The organism is Gilliamella sp. Nev3-1, assembly GCF_001690435.1.
Taxonomy (GTDB): Bacteria; Pseudomonadota; Gammaproteobacteria; order Enterobacterales; family Orbaceae; genus Gilliamella; species Gilliamella apicola_C.
On the sequence record NZ_LZHN01000063.1, the window covers coordinates 127,121 to 143,681 of the forward strand.

Annotated in this window: 15 protein-coding genes; 4 read left to right on the forward strand and 11 right to left on the reverse strand. The window is 35.3% G+C overall.

Features of this window, described 5'->3' with window-relative positions; genetic code table 11:
• Nucleotides 1-108 precede the first annotated feature (108 nt).
• Entirely contained in the window at nt 109-1,701 is a 1,593-nt protein-coding gene (gene prfC, locus A9G40_RS09890; RefSeq protein ID WP_065582901.1) for a peptide chain release factor 3, read from the reverse strand.
• Between the two features lie 206 nt (nt 1,702-1,907).
• Here prfC and ilvY point away from each other — a divergent pair, with 206 nt between their 5' ends.
• The gene (gene ilvY, locus A9G40_RS09895; protein WP_065568092.1) at nt 1,908-2,810 is read left to right on the forward strand and encodes an HTH-type transcriptional activator IlvY; all 903 of its coding nucleotides are present in this window, start codon (nt 1,908-1,910) and stop codon (nt 2,808-2,810) included.
• A gap of 137 nt (nt 2,811-2,947) precedes the next feature.
• Entirely contained in the window at nt 2,948-5,182 is a 2,235-nt protein-coding gene (locus A9G40_RS09905; RefSeq protein ID WP_065580361.1) for a 3-hydroxybutyrate oligomer hydrolase family protein, read from the forward strand.
• 71 nt (nt 5,183-5,253) lie between these two features.
• On the opposite strand, the gene A9G40_RS09910 is transcribed toward A9G40_RS09905, so the two are convergent.
• The 3 genes from A9G40_RS09910 to fsa form a co-directional block, all read right to left on the reverse strand.
• A complete protein-coding gene (locus A9G40_RS09910; protein WP_065582902.1) occupies nt 5,254-5,835 on the reverse strand; it encodes an acyl carrier protein phosphodiesterase in 582 nt (193 codons plus the stop codon).
• A gap of 17 nt (nt 5,836-5,852) precedes the next feature.
• Entirely contained in the window at nt 5,853-6,659 is an 807-nt protein-coding gene (locus A9G40_RS09915; RefSeq protein WP_065582903.1) for a siderophore-interacting protein, read from the reverse strand.
• 163 nt (nt 6,660-6,822) lie between these two features.
• Complete coding sequence (gene fsa, locus A9G40_RS09920) at nt 6,823-7,485, reverse strand: fructose-6-phosphate aldolase (RefSeq protein WP_065582904.1); 663 nt, start codon at nt 7,483-7,485, stop codon at nt 6,823-6,825.
• Nucleotides 7,486-7,750: 265 nt separating this feature from the next.
• Here fsa and A9G40_RS09925 point away from each other — a divergent pair, with 265 nt between their 5' ends.
• Nucleotides 7,751-8,617, forward strand: coding sequence for a helix-turn-helix domain-containing protein (locus tag A9G40_RS09925; protein ID WP_065582905.1), 867 nt, complete (start codon nt 7,751-7,753; stop codon nt 8,615-8,617).
• A 386-nt stretch (nt 8,618-9,003) separates the two neighbouring features.
• Here the strand turns inward: A9G40_RS09925 and proP are convergent, their stop codons facing one another.
• Nucleotides 9,004-10,509, reverse strand: coding sequence for a glycine betaine/L-proline transporter ProP (gene proP / locus A9G40_RS09930; RefSeq protein ID WP_065582906.1), 1,506 nt, complete (start codon nt 10,507-10,509; stop codon nt 9,004-9,006).
• A 353-nt stretch (nt 10,510-10,862) separates the two neighbouring features.
• The gene (locus tag A9G40_RS09935) at nt 10,863-11,744 is read right to left on the reverse strand and encodes a DMT family transporter (RefSeq protein ID WP_065582907.1); all 882 of its coding nucleotides are present in this window, start codon (nt 11,742-11,744) and stop codon (nt 10,863-10,865) included.
• Nucleotides 11,745-11,957: 213 nt separating this feature from the next.
• Between A9G40_RS09935 and ypfJ the strand changes: the two genes are divergently transcribed.
• Nucleotides 11,958-12,812, forward strand: a complete 855-nt coding sequence (gene ypfJ, locus A9G40_RS09940; protein ID WP_065582908.1) for a KPN_02809 family neutral zinc metallopeptidase — start codon at nt 11,958-11,960, stop codon at nt 12,810-12,812.
• Nucleotides 12,813-12,876: 64 nt separating this feature from the next.
• Here the strand turns inward: ypfJ and A9G40_RS09945 are convergent, their stop codons facing one another.
• The 5 genes from A9G40_RS09945 to A9G40_RS09965 all read right to left on the reverse strand — a co-directional run bounded on the left by A9G40_RS09945 (nt 12,877) and on the right by A9G40_RS09965 (nt 16,514).
• Entirely contained in the window at nt 12,877-14,088 is a 1,212-nt protein-coding gene (locus tag A9G40_RS09945) for an MFS transporter (protein WP_065582909.1), read from the reverse strand.
• A 299-nt stretch (nt 14,089-14,387) separates the two neighbouring features.
• A complete protein-coding gene (locus A9G40_RS09950) occupies nt 14,388-14,771 on the reverse strand; it encodes a hypothetical protein (protein WP_065582910.1) in 384 nt (127 codons plus the stop codon).
• Nucleotides 14,772-15,123: 352 nt separating this feature from the next.
• A complete protein-coding gene (locus tag A9G40_RS09955) occupies nt 15,124-15,405 on the reverse strand; it encodes a hypothetical protein (protein ID WP_065582911.1) in 282 nt (93 codons plus the stop codon).
• A 35-nt stretch (nt 15,406-15,440) separates the two neighbouring features.
• Nucleotides 15,441-15,827, reverse strand: coding sequence for a hypothetical protein (locus tag A9G40_RS09960; RefSeq protein ID WP_065580353.1), 387 nt, complete (start codon nt 15,825-15,827; stop codon nt 15,441-15,443).
• Nucleotides 15,828-16,100: 273 nt separating this feature from the next.
• Nucleotides 16,101-16,514, reverse strand: coding sequence for a DUF6985 domain-containing protein (locus A9G40_RS09965; RefSeq protein WP_065568105.1), 414 nt, complete (start codon nt 16,512-16,514; stop codon nt 16,101-16,103).
• Nucleotides 16,515-16,561: the final 47 nt, after the last annotated feature.

The following is a 16,561-nucleotide window of genomic DNA, read 5'->3' on the forward strand; positions in this document are numbered from 1 at the left end:
CTGCTCGCTCAACTCAGTTTTAATAGCAATAACAAAAAATAAAAACAACAAATTTATCAATAATACTACAGCATCTTGATAAACTCTGTGATTTGGTAGATGACTAAATTAATGCTCACGAGTTTTCCTAAATTTAACATCAGGATACCGTTCTTGAGTCAAATTCAAATTAACCATGCTTGGCGCAATATAAGAAAGGTTATCTCCGCCATCTAAAGCAAGGTTCTGTTCGCATTTACGTTTAAACTCTTCTAGTTTTTTTACATCACTACACTCTACCCAGCGGGCGGTTGTGACATTAACTGATTCGTAAATTGCCTCAACGTTATATTCTGATTTTAAACGTGCAACAACCACATCAAACTGAAGAATCCCAACAGCGCCCACAATTAAGTCATTATTAGCTAGTGGGCGAAATACTTGTACAGCGCCTTCTTCAGACAATTGCACTAGTCCTTTTAATAACTGTTTTTGTTTAAGCGGATCTTTTAAGCGGATTCGGCGAAACAATTCTGGTGCAAAGTTAGGGATACCTGTGAATTTTAAATCTTCCCCTTGGGTAAAAGTATCACCGATTTGAATAGTACCATGATTGTGTAGTCCAATAATATCGCCAGCATAGGCTTCTTCAACATGTTCACGATCACCAGCCATAAACGTTAAGGCGTCAGAAATATTAACATCTTTAGCAATACGAACATGGCGTAACTTCATGCCTTTTTCATATTTACCTGATACAATACGCATAAATGCAACTCGGTCACGATGCTTAGGATCCATATTGGCTTGAATTTTAAACACAAAACCGCTGAATTTTTCTTCCGAAGATTTGACTTCTCGCTTATCACTTTGCCGTGGTTGTGGCGTTGGTGCCCATGCTGTTAGACCATCAAGCATATGATCAACACCAAAATTGCCTAATGCCGTACCAAAAAAAACGGGCGTTAAATCACCTGATAAAAAGGCCTCTAGATCAAATTCATTTGACGCGCCTTGTACTAATTCAAGTTCTTCACGTAGTTGTTGCGCTAAATCATCGCCAACAGCTAAATCCAAATCAGGGTTAGTTAACCCTTTAATAATTCGAATCTCTTGGATAGTATGGCCTTGACCTGATTGATAAAGGTAAGTCTCGTCTTTCGCTAAATGATAAACTCCTTTAAATAATTTGCCACAACCGATAGGCCAAGTAATGGGTGCGCACATAATATTTAGCTCGTTTTCAACTTCGTCAAGCAGTTCCATAGGATCGCGAATATCACGATCTAATTTATTCATAAACGTTAAAATTGGTGTATTGCGTAGCCTTGTCACTTCCATTAATTTACGTGTGCGATCCTCAACCCCTTTTGCCGCATCAATCACCATCAAACAACTATCAACCGCAGTTAACGTGCGATAAGTATCTTCTGAGAAATCCTCATGTCCAGGAGTATCAAGTAAATTGACTAAACAGTCATTATATGGGAATTGCATGACCGAGGTTGTTATTGAAATACCACGTTGCTTTTCCATCTCCATCCAGTCAGATTTAGCATGTTGAGCATTGGCACCACGACCTTTTACGGTACCCGCAGTTTGTATAGCATGACCAAATAATAGCACCTTTTCGGTAATCGTTGTTTTACCTGCATCAGGATGAGAAATAATCGCAAAAGTGCGACGAGCTTTGACTTCATCTAAATACGCTTGTTCTGTCATAAAATTAACTTTTTAATCCACACAAAATAATCACTTATTTTAGCAGGTATCTATCTATTTTGCCATTGATGTTATTATTGCTGTTATTTGCCTTATTGGCTTATCTATGCATAATATTTGACTTTAATATTGCTAAATGCTGTTTGTCTTTTTGCCAAAAAGTTTCAGGCTAAACCTAACTTTTCAGTATAAAAACGGAACTAGTTATGAATATTCGAGATCTAAAATTGTATTTACATTTGTGTGAAACTTGTCATTTTGGCATGACAGCTAATGCCATGCATGTCAGCCCATCAACGTTATCGAGACAAATTCAACGTTTAGAAGAACACTTTGGCCATGCACTGTTTATTCGTGATAATCGGCAAGTACAAATGACTCATGAAGGGGAAAAAGTAAAGCGTTTTGCCCAGCAAGTGATCAATTTGCACCAACAAGTACGGCAGGATTTAGATCAATCAGAACAACAATTAGTTGGGGAGTTAACTCTATTTTGCTCTGTTACTGCAGCCTACAGCCATTTGCCTGAAATACTTGATCGTTTTAGGATCCACTATCCATTAGTTGAAATCAAACTATCAACGGGCGATGCCGCCGATGCGGTTGGAAAAATACAATCCAATGCTGCCGATTTAGCCATTGCAGGAAAACCTAAACAGCTACCTACGGGCATTGAGTTTTTAAAATTTGGTGAAATTGACATGGTTTTGTTGATTCCCAAACTAAATAGCTCATTTAGCGATAAATTGCATCAAAAAAAACCTGATTGGCACAATATCCCTTTTATATTGCCAGAACATGGCCCAAGCCGTCACCGCATTGATTTATGGTTTAAACAAAAGAAAATAACCAACCCAAAAATTTATGCTACTGTCGCAGGGCATGAAGCGATTGTGTCGATGGTTGCTTTGGGTTGTGGTGTCGCCTTATTGCCAAAAGTCGTGATGGACAACAGTCCAGAAAGAGTCCGAGAACGAATTACAGAATGGTCCACCAATTTAATGGAGCCATTTGATGTAGGGATTTGTGTGCAAAAAAGACGCTTATCTGAAAAAATCATTGCCGCTTTTTGGAAAATTTGTAATTTAAATTTACTCAATAACGAATAACAAAAATTCGTGTATAATTACATAGTAAAAGACTAAAACTATCATAATAGGTATATTAATCAATAAATAACCATCTAATTTTTGCAATAAACCATAATAATTATATCTGCTAAAACGTGATTGCAACGGAATTAAAAATGAAACAGAAAAAAATAAAAACATTAGCCAAATTGGTATTTTTTGCCCTTGTCGCCATGCCATTAATTGCACAAGGAAAACCAACAAAATCAACTTCATTGGGCGAAACCGCAAAAACAAACACAGTTCAAGAAAATACTAGCAAAATCACCAATACTGACAATAAAACAACTCCTGATTCAAGCAATACCGTTGCGAGCATGGAATCAGCAGTAAATGAGAAAGTAGTAAATGAGAATATAGATGCTCAGAGCCATAACACAAAAAAAATTGACAATACAATAGTAAAACCTAAATGGCTAGTTCGCAGTACCTTGGCGTATTATGATGGCGATAGCAACGATCTTGTTACTGCTGGGCTCGGTTTTACGCCATTATCAACCAGTAGTATCACGCCTGACGTTGAAATTCCGACCAAACCACACTTTCAAGAACGCCGTCAAGCCAAGCTAAATCGCTATATTGATACTAAAATTGGGGAAGGATCACTATTTGGTTTTAGGAAGCAAGAATTAACACCTTTATTTGACGGCAAATTTGCAGGCACCGAAATAACAGCCGTACAAAGAAATGATGGCGTAGGTATGTTATTACAAATCCCAATTGATTTTAATAAACATAAGCCCTGCATTGTTGCAGTTCCAGCTAGTGATTCGGACGGGATATTAAATGCCAAAGATGTCCAAATTCGTGGATTATGGGGACTTCGTCACAACTGCGCAGTGGTCTATAATGACAAAGGATTAGGCAACGGTATTTATGATATGGAACACAAAGTTGGCTTTACCGTATGGGGAGAAGTACAAACTGGTAATATCTTATTTTATACTTCAATTGATAATAAAGAAAAATACATAAAAAAATACCCGCATCGCTATGCGGTAAAACAGTTGCACTCAAAACTAAATGCCGAAGCCCGCTGGGGTGAGCATGTATTAAAATCCATAGAATTTGCCTTTTATGAACTCAATAGTATGTTTTCACCTAATGATCAAGCTATCTTTAACAAAGATAACACCCTTGTTTTAGTCTATGGCGCAAGCGATGGTGGTGGAGCAGCATTAAAAGCCGGCGAATTAGATGACCAAAATATGATTGATGGTATTGTTGCGGTCAATCCACAAATTCAACCAAAACTTGATAATACCCCTGTCTCGATCAAGATAGGCGATAGCAAATCACACAAACTACAAGCCAGATCCATTGCCAATTACAGTGCTTATGGCGCATTATATATACCATGTGCAATCCCAGCAATAAAAGCACATAAAAATGATTCTTACGTGCCGTATGCCGATTACTTTCTTTATTCACAAGAACGCTGTAACGCCCTTAAAAAAGCAAAATTACTCACCACAGGCACGCCCAAAGAAGCACTAGAAAAACTACACAAATATGGTTGGACACCAGAAATGGATATCCAGCTACCGTATTTTTACTATACTGAATCTATCGGACTGCCTTACCAATATATTAGCGCATATGGTAAATACGATGTCACCGAAAATATGTGTAACTTTTCAGTGGCAAGCACTCAGCAAAATCCAATTAATTATACAGGTAAGGTTGCACCATTAGAGGAAATATCGTTTCAGCAAATATGGGGAATGGCCAACGGGCATTTACCGCTATGGAATGGACCGAATGCAACTATTTTGGATCTTGTTGAAAACGAGGATCTCAATACACCAAGGCGAGAGTTCTATTCTAGCTCTCAAACGAAGGGGATAGTTGATTATGGTACTAAAGGATCTATTTGTGTTTATAAAAAATCACAAGAGCCACGCGTTGAGCAAGGTATAAAACAAGTTAGCGCTTCTGGCAACTTACATGGCATAAAAACCTTTATTATACATGGACGTAATAATGTTAAACAACTATCAAACTACACATCGCGCCCTTATGTGGCATTAAATAGTTTAGTTGAAGGAAGTCAGTCACAACTGCGATATATTGAAGTTGAAAACGCTAGTTACTTAGATGGTAGGCCACCGTTTGACAATACCTTATTACCGATTGATTATTATGGTGAAGACGCCATTGAATGGTTATGGGCTAACTTAACCAACAAAGCAACATTACCTGTAAGCCAAGTTGTGCGCACAAAGCCTCGCGGTGGTAAAAGTGGCTATGCCCCACAAGTAACAAACAAAAATCTAAAACCGATTAGCCAATTGCCAAATCGTAAGGATGTTATCCAAATAAACGATGGTAAACTAATATTACCTAATTAATCGAAAAATACTCACCGCTATCGGCTTAAGCTACAGTGTATAAAACTTAAACCGATAGCACTAAATCCAACTTAGTTAATGCCTTGTTTTACTGTTAAACAAATTTTAGGATATAACAAAAAAAACAGCGCCTCTAATTGGCCATAATGTTGTTTGATATCAATAATCGTTTCTTCTAGCAAATATAATTTCGGTCGCCGCTGTGCCATACCCGCTAACACGTCGCCAACAAAATCGAGAGATGCATAATTTTCGAGCCACAACCCACGCCACATCGCATTCATAAAGTGCTGATAATCAACTGGATAAGCGCTAATATATGGTTGGATATGCGCTTTGGTTACTTGATTAAATTGAGCTACACTAGGCAACAGCCCATAACTATCCCAATGCTTTGACAAAAAATGATCCCATACAATATCCAATGTAATGGGGGCAACGCGCTGATACGATTGACGGAACAGTAATTTAGCTTGTTTAACTTCAAGCAAGTTATCAGTCAAGCTATCAATTTTTCGGTGCAACATAATGCCATCAGCAATATCAGTATCATAAATTAAATACGGATCACCTTTAACAAAATCGGCCACAGTATTACCAATTAACGAGCTATGTGCTAACGTGGCCAAATGTAAATGAGCAAGAATATTCATAAAAAAGCAACCGCTAATTATTCACGATGTTTAAATTCACCTTCGACAAAACCTTCTCGCCAATAGCTAGTAATATGAAAAGCATCCGGCGGTAAATGTGTATATTTATCCTTAACCGCATGGCGAAGAGCTTGTGCTAGCGAGCGCTCCATTCCTCCCCAAAACAGCAGTTTACCTTGCCTTGATAAATTAGCGTTGATTACCGCATTAATTAATTGATGGGGATTATCTGAATTTTGTACTAGCCAACAAACTTCAATATCTTTATTGTCTGATAATGAAACAATATCATTTTTATGATTTACTTCAATGAAGGCAAAAGCTTTATGCTGTTTAGGTAGATGCCCAATCGTATAACAGATCGCTGGCATGGCTGAAACATCCCCCATTAACACCAAACAATCATCAGTAAACTGCAATTTACTGGCGGCACCAATCAAACCAATTTGATCCCCAACCTTAGCTTTTTGTGACCAAACCGACGCTAAACCAGTCTGATGAATAGCAAAATCGACAAAAAACTCATTATTAGCACATTCAAACTCACGCACACTATAACTACGAACAAGTCGGCGTAATTTATCGTCAACAACGATTTTATTATTATCATCAAACTTGGGAAATTCTATTTTACCAGTTAAAGGATCAGGAAATAACAATTTTAAGTAAGGACAAATCCATAAAGGATTAATATCAACTTGCTTATTACAACTAAATTGGACACGAATAAAACTAGGCGAGATTTTTTCAACATTTAATACTGTGAGTAATGCATTAACAATAGCTTTTTTATTTACTTTGATTTTATTATTTTTTTCATCCATAGCATTGCACCTTATAGTGAGTAATATTAAGAATCATCATACAATAAAAATGTTAGAGTTATGCTATTTTTACAATTGAAAAAGGCAGATCAGCTTGTTCCACGCCAAAGCAGCAAAACAAGCTCAAGTCAAAAAATAGGTAAACAAAAATAGGTAAACAAAGTTAAAACGTTAGTGCACCAAAAGCACTACACCAATCGTCATCAAACTTAGTGATTGCCGCATCGACTGCTGGATCAGAAATAAACAGTTCAGCCACATCTATGGGCAAAGTAATCGATTGGCATCCAGCCAGCATACAATCTAACGCTTGTCTCGGTGTTCTAAAACTGGCGGCTAATACCATCGACTGTGGACAATGCAAATCTAACAATTTTTGCAACTCAAGCACGGTATCTTTGCTATTTCCACCCTGAGCATCGATGCGGTTGACATAAGGTGCAATATATTTAGCTCCTGCTAATGCTGCCAAAAAGCCTTGTCCTGCACCATAAACAGCCGTGCCTAACGTAGGAATACCTTGTTGGGCTAGTGCTTTTATTGCAATCAAGCCTTGCGCATTAACAGGGATTTTAGTCACAATTGACGGCACCGTCTTTCTAAGCTGATGAGCTTCTTTTATCATTTCGTCGGCATTACTTGAAAGCACTTGGGCAAACAGCAATTTATCTGAACCTAGCACCTCTTGTAATTCATCTAATAACGAAAAAATTGGCTTACCTGATTTTGCCACAATGCTCGGATTAGTGGTCACGCCACAAATAGGCAACACTTTAGCTAAACGTTTGATGGCAGCAATATCGGCGGTATCTAAATATAATTCCATGATTAACTCCTAATTCAGAATGAACAATCACTTGTTAACATATAACAACATTTGCATAACAAACATCGTAAAAAAAAATAACTCTACCGCCTAGAAGACGAACTTGCCATTTACTGGACTTTTGTACGCTATATAAAAAAATGAGACTTAGATCACACAATTAAAACTTTAAAATAACTTATTAAATAAAAACGATTTATAACAATTTTCATCTTTTTTTAACTGTATATAATCTAAATAAAACTACACCACTTAATTTATCCTTATGACAAAATCCATCAACAACGCATTAACCAAGTTTGTAATTCGTCAGCAAACAATCAATCATATCTATTTTGTAAATAACAGCAATTGCGCCCTTTTGCATACCCACCCCGTCGACTTTCCGCAAATTGAAATCATATTAGAAGGAACGCAACAAATGCAATGGACGGATAACAATGGAAAAATTATTGAAAAAATATTATCGACTAATGATCTTTTATATATTTCCGCTCAAAGCTGGAACAAACCCATTTGGACAAGCCCAGTTACTTTATTAAACATCTTGTTTGGTAAACAACAAATTAGTATAAGCTTATTGCATTGGGATGGTACACAACTAATTTCACTTGGGCAAATTAACACGCCAAGACGTGGTCCTCGGGTTGGTACATTTATTATTCAAGCACTGAATGAACTCATTTGGCAAAAACAATCATGTAAACAAAATCAAACTGCTTACTACCTGATTCACAGTTTACTTAGCAATACGTTAGATTTGCTCAATACCGAAATCAAAACTTCATCCAAAACAACCAGCCTATATGAAGCTATTCGCCAATATATCGATATACACTTTCGTGAAGATATAACGCGTGACTTTTTGGCAAATATGTTTTACATTTCACCCAATTACTTATCACACCTATTTCAAAGCGAGGGAAAAATAGGGTTAAATGAATATCTAAATCATATTCGCTTAGAATATGCCAAATTGCTATTAAAGGATTATGATCTAAATATAAAAGAAATTGCTCTAGCATCGGGGTTTAAAGATAGTAATTATTTTTGTCGGATTTTTAAAAAAAAGACAGAGCGAACCCCAACTGAGTATCGGCGGCAGTATCATAGTAAACTAATGATGAAGTAAGCTGGCATAAAATAGGTTTTGATATATATAAATTAGTATTGAATAAGCTATTTGTTGTTAACTTCCAAACTTTTGATATTCAGCGATAGTGCCAAAAATGGCACAACACAAAACACCGCAAATAGCTATTTTTAGACTAAATTTATACTCGTTTTCACACTTAAAAAATAGGTTTTAAACTTATAAAAGTCGTTCAGAAAAGCCATTGATTTTATTTAATTTTATATCTTATCTTACGCTTACCCATTTATTTTGTTATCTCTATTTTGTCGTTATCATTGAGTAAAGTGTTAGGTTTGTTATGCTTAAATAATCTCATTATAAAAAATCCGAGTTAGTTATTGAAAATGTCCTAACTCGGATGCACTAAAATTACGCAACAAAAATCAATCTAACTTAGGATGCTGATCGACTAAATTCTGACGCTGTTCTTGCAATGTTTCAATCTGTTCATCAATATCTTCGACCTTATGTTCAATCGAATCAAAATGTTCTGATAAAATTTCTTTTGCTTCTGACCGATCAGATGCAGCAGGCGTACCGCCACGCAATGGTCGATTAGCGGTTTCTTTCATTTTTATGCCAGTAAGTAAACCAACTAATGCCACAGCCATTAGATAATAAGCTGGCATATATAAATTATGACTTTCTGCAACTAACCAAGCGATAACTGTTGGTGTAGCACCAGCCACCAATACCGAAATATTAAAAGATATAGCCAACGCACTGTAACGAATACTGGTTGGAAAGATAGCAGGTAAAATAGAGGCCATAACGCCAGTAAAACAGTTAAGTAATATAGCCAAAATCAACAACCCTAAAAAAATAAGCCCAATAATATCGCTGTTGATCATAACAAATGCAGGATAAGCAAGAATTAATAACCCCAAGCTACCGCCAATAATAAATGGCTTTCGACCGATTTTGTCGCTAATAAAACCAATCAATGGTTGCACAAATAACATACCAATCATGATGGTAATAATAATTAACACGCCATGATCTGTATCATAATTTAAATTGTGAGATAAATAACTAGGCATATAGGTTAACAGCATGTAATAAGTCACATTGGTCACAATCACCAGCCCTACACAAATAAGTAAACTCCGCCAGTATTTTGTAATGATCTGTTTAAATGTCATTTTAGGTTGATTTTCAATATGATTGCGATCATTGTGATCCATTAAATCAGTATGTTGTTGAAATGCAGGCGTTTCATCTAATGCATGACGTAAATAAAGCCCAATCAACCCTAATGGTAGGGCAAATAAAAATGGAATTCGCCATCCCCATTCATGAAACACTTCTTTACCAAGAATACTTGATAACAATACCACTAAACCCGCACCCACTAAAAAACCAGCAATAGAACCAAAATCTAACCAGCTCCCCATAAAACCACGTTTGCGATCTGGCGAATACTCGGCAACAAATATCGCTGCGCCAGAATATTCTCCACCAATTGAAAAGCCTTGCGCAAATTTAGCTAACAGTAATAACACCGGTGCAACAATGCCAATTGAAGCGTAAGAAGGAATTAAGCCAATACAAAAAGTACTTAACGACATAATGATGATAGTGATGGATAGTACTTTTTGGCGTCCAAATTTATCACCAAGCATACCAAAAACCACCCCGCCTAACGGTCTAACCAAAAACGGTACCGAAAATGTGGCTAATGCCGCCACCATTTGAACACTAGGCGATGCATCAGGAAAAAACACTTGCCCTAACACATAAGCTAAAAAGCCATACACACCAAAATCGAACCACTCCATCGCATTACCGAGCGCTGCTGCAGTAATGGCTTTTTTTAACTTGTTATCATCAATTATGGTAATATCGTTAATATTTAATGGTTTGTTTTTGGATTTTTTTGTCTTTTTCATAGAATACCGCCTGTTTACATACAAAGAATAAAAAAAGGAATGATGCAACAAGGTAAACGGTTACCTTTTAATACACAAAGAACGTACTTTTTAGATTACACATTAAGAAATGTGCTTATCAGCTAATTAAAATTGAAGCAAAAATACAGCAAAGATAAAAAATGAGGATAATAAAAAAGCAAAAACCGATGTTTTATTGTCTATCTTGATTTCTACTAAATAGCAACAAAACAATTCCTTTTCGTGAAAATTGAGCACTAATTATAGCAAAATAACACGATATTGTAAATATTCGGCTAATTAGCCAGCCAATACTAAATATTTCACACATTATTTTATGCTGAGTTAGCGATTTATCTTTTTGAGCAAAAATAGATCCCAATTACAATGAATATGATCGAAACAATATGGAAATATGCAACTTGTGTATGTAAAAAGACAATACTGAAAATACCTGCTGACAAAGGAATAATGTGAGTATATATTTGCCCTCGTGTTGCGCCAATAGCCACAATACCTCTATTCCAAAATAAATAAGAAAGCCAAGATGCAAAAACAGCAATATACAATAAGCCAAGCAAAAAACTCGTATCCGTATAATGAGCAAGGTTCTCAATAGGATGAAAATAAAAATAGACTAACGCAATAGGCAACAACATAACCGAGCCTAATACGGCACTCACAGTCACAAAGGCATTACCTGATATCGATTTATCTTTTAACCGTAAAAATGCGCTATAGCAAGCCCAGCTTATTGCTGATGCCATCGCCCATAAATCACCTTTATTAATATTGCTGAGCTCACTTAAATTGGCGACATTTCCTTGCAGAATAAGATAAATAACCCCCATAGTACTGAACAAAACACCTAAAATATTATTTTTTGAAATTGCATCATTAAATAGTAATTTATTCATTACTAAAACCATTCCGGGTGTGGCTGATAAATAAATTGACGCATTGAGCGATGAGGTATATTGAAGCCCAATATATAGCGCTAATGGAAATATAATTTGACCAAAAATAGCCAGCAAACATATTGGCCAGATTGACTTTTTAATTTTGGATAAGTCGCTACGCACTTGGCTATGATAAAGGCACAATAGTAACAGCGCAGTAATAACCCAACGTCCTTCAGATATCACCATGGGATCGGCTTGGGTAACTAAAACTCGCCCCACCACATAATTACCGCCCCAAAAACAAGCCGCTAATGTCAGCAATAAATATGGCATGATAATACCTTTGAATGTTAAACAAAACTGTGATAGTAATATTATATACCTAAAAATAATAAGAAATAACTTTTTTGAGAACAAACGCTTTACTCATTGTAAAGCAGGTTATTTATTATTAAGTTTTTCAAATTGCAACGATAACATCAGTTTAATCTAGAATCCTTGCTTGTTATCATCTAAAATGGATAAAAACTGACAAAGGTAATGACTATGCGTTGGAGAGGCCAAAGAGAAAGCGATAATATTGAAGATCGTCGCTCACAATCGATTGGTGATTCAGGTGCTCGAATCCCTATTGGTGGTAAAGGTAAAGTTGCGTTATTGCTGGTGGTATTAGTTGCTGGCTATTATGGTGTTGATTTAACAGGGATACTAAATTCAGATCTTATTGACACAAATAGCACTGAACAAAGCTCAAACCAATATTCAATTAATGATGAAGATGCTGCCAAATTTACATCAATCATTTTAGCAAGCACTGAAGATTATTGGCATCAAGAATTTCAACATTTAGGTAAAACCTACACTCCTCCTAAATTAGTGCTTTATAATGGCGCAACCCAAACATCTTGCGGTATGGGTAAAGCTTTTATGGGACCATTTTATTGTAGTATTGATAAAACTGTTTACCTTGATACTTCGTTCTATCGAGAGTTAAAGCTACGGCTGGGCGGTGGAGGTGATTTTGCACAGGGTTACGTAATCGCTCACGAAATTGGCCATCATGTGCAAAATTTGCTTGGAACATTTGACCAAGTGGAGCGGTTAAAGCAAGGCCAAGCAAATATCGATAATAAATTATCCGTTAAGTTAGAATTGCAAGCCGATTGCTATGCGGGGATGTGGGGGAATGCCATGCAAAAAGAGAATATTCTTGAAGTTGGCGATATTGAACAAGCGTTAAACACTGCAAAAGCCATTGGCGATGACCGCTTACAACAGCAAAGCGAGGGGCGCATTGTACCCGATAGCTTTACACATGGCACATCTGAACAACGTTACACGTGGTTTAAACGTGGGTTTGATAGTGGTGCAATAAACCAATGCAATACCTTTACGAAATAGATAATAAAAGGCGAATAGGCTATGCGTTAATGATTACTTATTAACTTTGGCTACTCATTCGCCTTTAATTGACTTGGCTAGCAGTGTCTTTTTTAACCAACATGCAAAATAACAACGATATTGCCACCATAATCAATGCAACCCAATAAATAATCTTATGCCCATAAATATCAGATAACACTCCTTGCAACATTCCAGCTATAATGACGCCAAAAATAACACCATTATTAAATAAAGTCGATGCGACCCCCATTCGAGTTGGCAATAGATCCTGAAAGTAAATAATACCAATATTTGCAACAATCCCAATAAATAATGCGTTAAAAAGTTGTAGTATTAATAAAGCATATTTATCAGTGCAAAGAATCAAACCAGTATAAAAAATTAGCCCACAAGTAATCGCAATAAAAAACAGATTTCGTTTACCTAAATAAGGCACTAAATATCCAGCGATGAGCATTACTGGAATTTCAATACCCGCAGCTAGCCCCATTAATACGCCAGGTAAAGAATCAGGCAAATGTAAGACTTCATCAACATAAAGTGGCATATCGATGATATACATCATATTCGCAGCCCACATAAATACAGTAGATAACAGTAAACATAGCACATTTCTGTTCTGCCAAAGTGGTTGATTTGCTACTTTTAGATCTAGGTTGTTATTTATTGATGAGGTAGGATTTTTTTCAACTGAAGGTAAAAATACAGCAACAAATAGCATCGCCACCATAAACATACCCATGGCAGCTAAATACATTGCCGTAAAACCAAAATTAATAGCCAAACCAAATGAGATTGGTGGACCAAATACCCAAGCCAGTGAAAGTTGAGCCCGAATAAGCGAATTAAATGCCACAACATTACGCCCTGTTTTAACAGCATATTCGCGCGCTAATGCAAAAATTTGTGGCATAGCAGCCGACGATAACGCCGCAAATAAAACGCCCAAGGTAATTAATATCAAATAATGGCGCGTAAACGCAAAAGTGATACTGTTAGCTACGCCCATTAAACAGCAGAAGATAACAATATAACGCCTATCGCCTTTTGTGTCGGAATATTTAGCCAATAGAAAACTCCCCACAATACTGGCTAAGGCATTAATCGAGAAAAAAAGCCCAACCAGACGTGAATTAACATTAACATCGAAAGTTAAAAACCGACTTAATGTGGGGGCTTGTAAAGCACCAGCAATTCCAACAACAAATGTAGTGACTAAAAAAGCAACAAAAATAACGCTTTGCTTTTGGCGAAACGAAGAGATATTAGTCATAAAAATACACTGAAGAATTAGATTAAAGGGATTTTGACCAATTATATACTTAAATTTAATATAAACGTAATAAAATTAAAAATAAATAAGGCAACGTATTTTTCCTCACTTTACTAATAAATATGCCTTTAGATTTTGCTACCTTTATTAATATAGGATTTATTATGTTTATATGGTAATGATAACTCTGTTTGCAAAAATGGCGGGCATTAAAAATAAGCCACACCAGATTGTAAAAATTAAAGAAGTAATGATCACCACTTATCGTTATACTAAAATTTAGAAAAAACTTAAATTATTTATATTTCGTATAAATAAAATCCTTCCTCCGTAAGATAAAAAACCTGTTTGTTATTTGGATTAGCTATAATAGGCGTTATTAAAAATGAACGAAGATCATCATGATTAATTGCATATTCGATAAAATCAATAAGTTGAGTTTTTAATGCTTTCACAACATGCCCTTTGCATATAGCTTTTTTACCTTTATAGTAAATTAGGTTATGTGCTATGTAAAAGCTATCACTTTGAAATAGATGAACAAAATTTGAAAAAGATTGCGTAAATAAAGTTAAATTTCCCTTGCATACGATATCTAACATATTAAGAAATATATGCTGTTTTTCTGCTCCTAATATAAATTCTTTTGGGTTTAACTTTTCAAATGCGTAATAATTTTTCATTGGGTTATTTGTGTTTTTTATGATATTAACAATTATAATATATTAAGCCGTTATAATGTTTTTATTCATTGCAATAAAGTACACAAAATAGTCGTAAAATAAGCTTAAATAGTCACATTGAATACTGCATCTTACCATGAAAATAGTGTTCATTGATTTTGTTGCATTACTGTTGGTTTACAAATATTTCCATCGCTAATCCATTCACTAAAAACATTTTAATCTGCCAAGATTCTCTATCAATTTATATTAATCTATAAATGCGTTGAAAAAGAATATAGGTAATAAGTAGTAGCCCCCACTATGGTAAATTCATCAAGCGTTGTTCTTTCATTTATGTGTTTAGGTAATATTATGTAGAACTTGCAATTAACTTCTTTAATCTTCTAATTTCATTAATTAATTTTGGTATATCTTGTCGAGCATGAGCAATAAATTCTTGATCGGCAATAGTTGCACCAATAAGTTCAATATCTTCACCGCGGTTATTTTTATCACCTGTCATAATAAAATTACTGCCACTGTTATGATCGCGACCTTCAAGATAAGAGATCCAAGGACCTGACGTTGCTTTCTCACATCGCATTTGTATCAGTTTTAATTCATCATCAGATAGATTAGTCGTTCGTTGCATAATCAACCTCGCAGGCAAATTGATGATAGTGGATATTATTTTTTAGTTAATTGCATTTTTAGCTTTCTTATTTCAGGAGTTAGCGCAAAACAGTCCGCTAATGGTTCGTCAGATAATGACCAATACTCAATTAGTTCCATATGATAATTATAATCCTGCAATAAAAGTTTTAGGGCTTGATTAATCGTTAAGGTGGATACACTAATACCTGATGAAACTAAATCATTCGTGACATCCAGTATCAAAGTCATTAATATACGTTTTTGTGTTTTTGAATAAGTTGAATGAGTATAAGCACGAATATATCTATCTAACCATTCTTCGGTTCGGTATTGCTCTGGCAATTCATACGCCCAATCTTGAGTGAATTTATCACCACTTGGTAAATGTAAATCATGACATAGTTTTTTTAGTTCATACATCTTGCTTAATTTTAGATTTTAACGGTTATGTTGCTGATAATTAAGTTACTTATAATTAAGTTAATTAGCCAAGATTCAGCGCAATATTTTTTGACTACGACTTCGTTATACTAACTTAATTCTAATTCGGAGCATTAAAGTATATTAATTCAAGTAATTAGCTAAATGATATTATTTTAATAATATTTGAAAGCATTGCAAATTTTTCACATGATCTTTTACAAAGAAAGGATTGCTTTTTGAACACATTCTATTCCTAATAGCAAACTTTCTTTATAAAAATGCGATTTCTGCAGCACCTATTTTTACTATTGACATGTTTTTCATTTTAATACCTATACCATGTTCACTATCCCCTGACCACGCAAACATCAAGCCGTACTCATCTTTTTCATCTAGCAATATGTAAATTTTAGTTAATGAAATTTGTGATAGCGCTTTATTACCATCTTGATTATAAACTTGAGAGATATAAGTCGTCATTTCATTATTGATGATGTTGTATAATTCAATTTGATGGGATGTAATGAAATCAATAGCATCTTTCATTTGCTTGTTATACTCAAATGATTCCAAATAAATAACTGGGATAGGTTGCTGGCCAAAGCGGGGCAAAATAATATCTACTGCGATGCCTTCGTCTTCGACAACATAGCTTATGGTGTTTTGGCTATTTTTCTTTTTCATTTATTGTTCTTTATTCGCTTTGACAACAGGCTATAAATTAGAGCTAA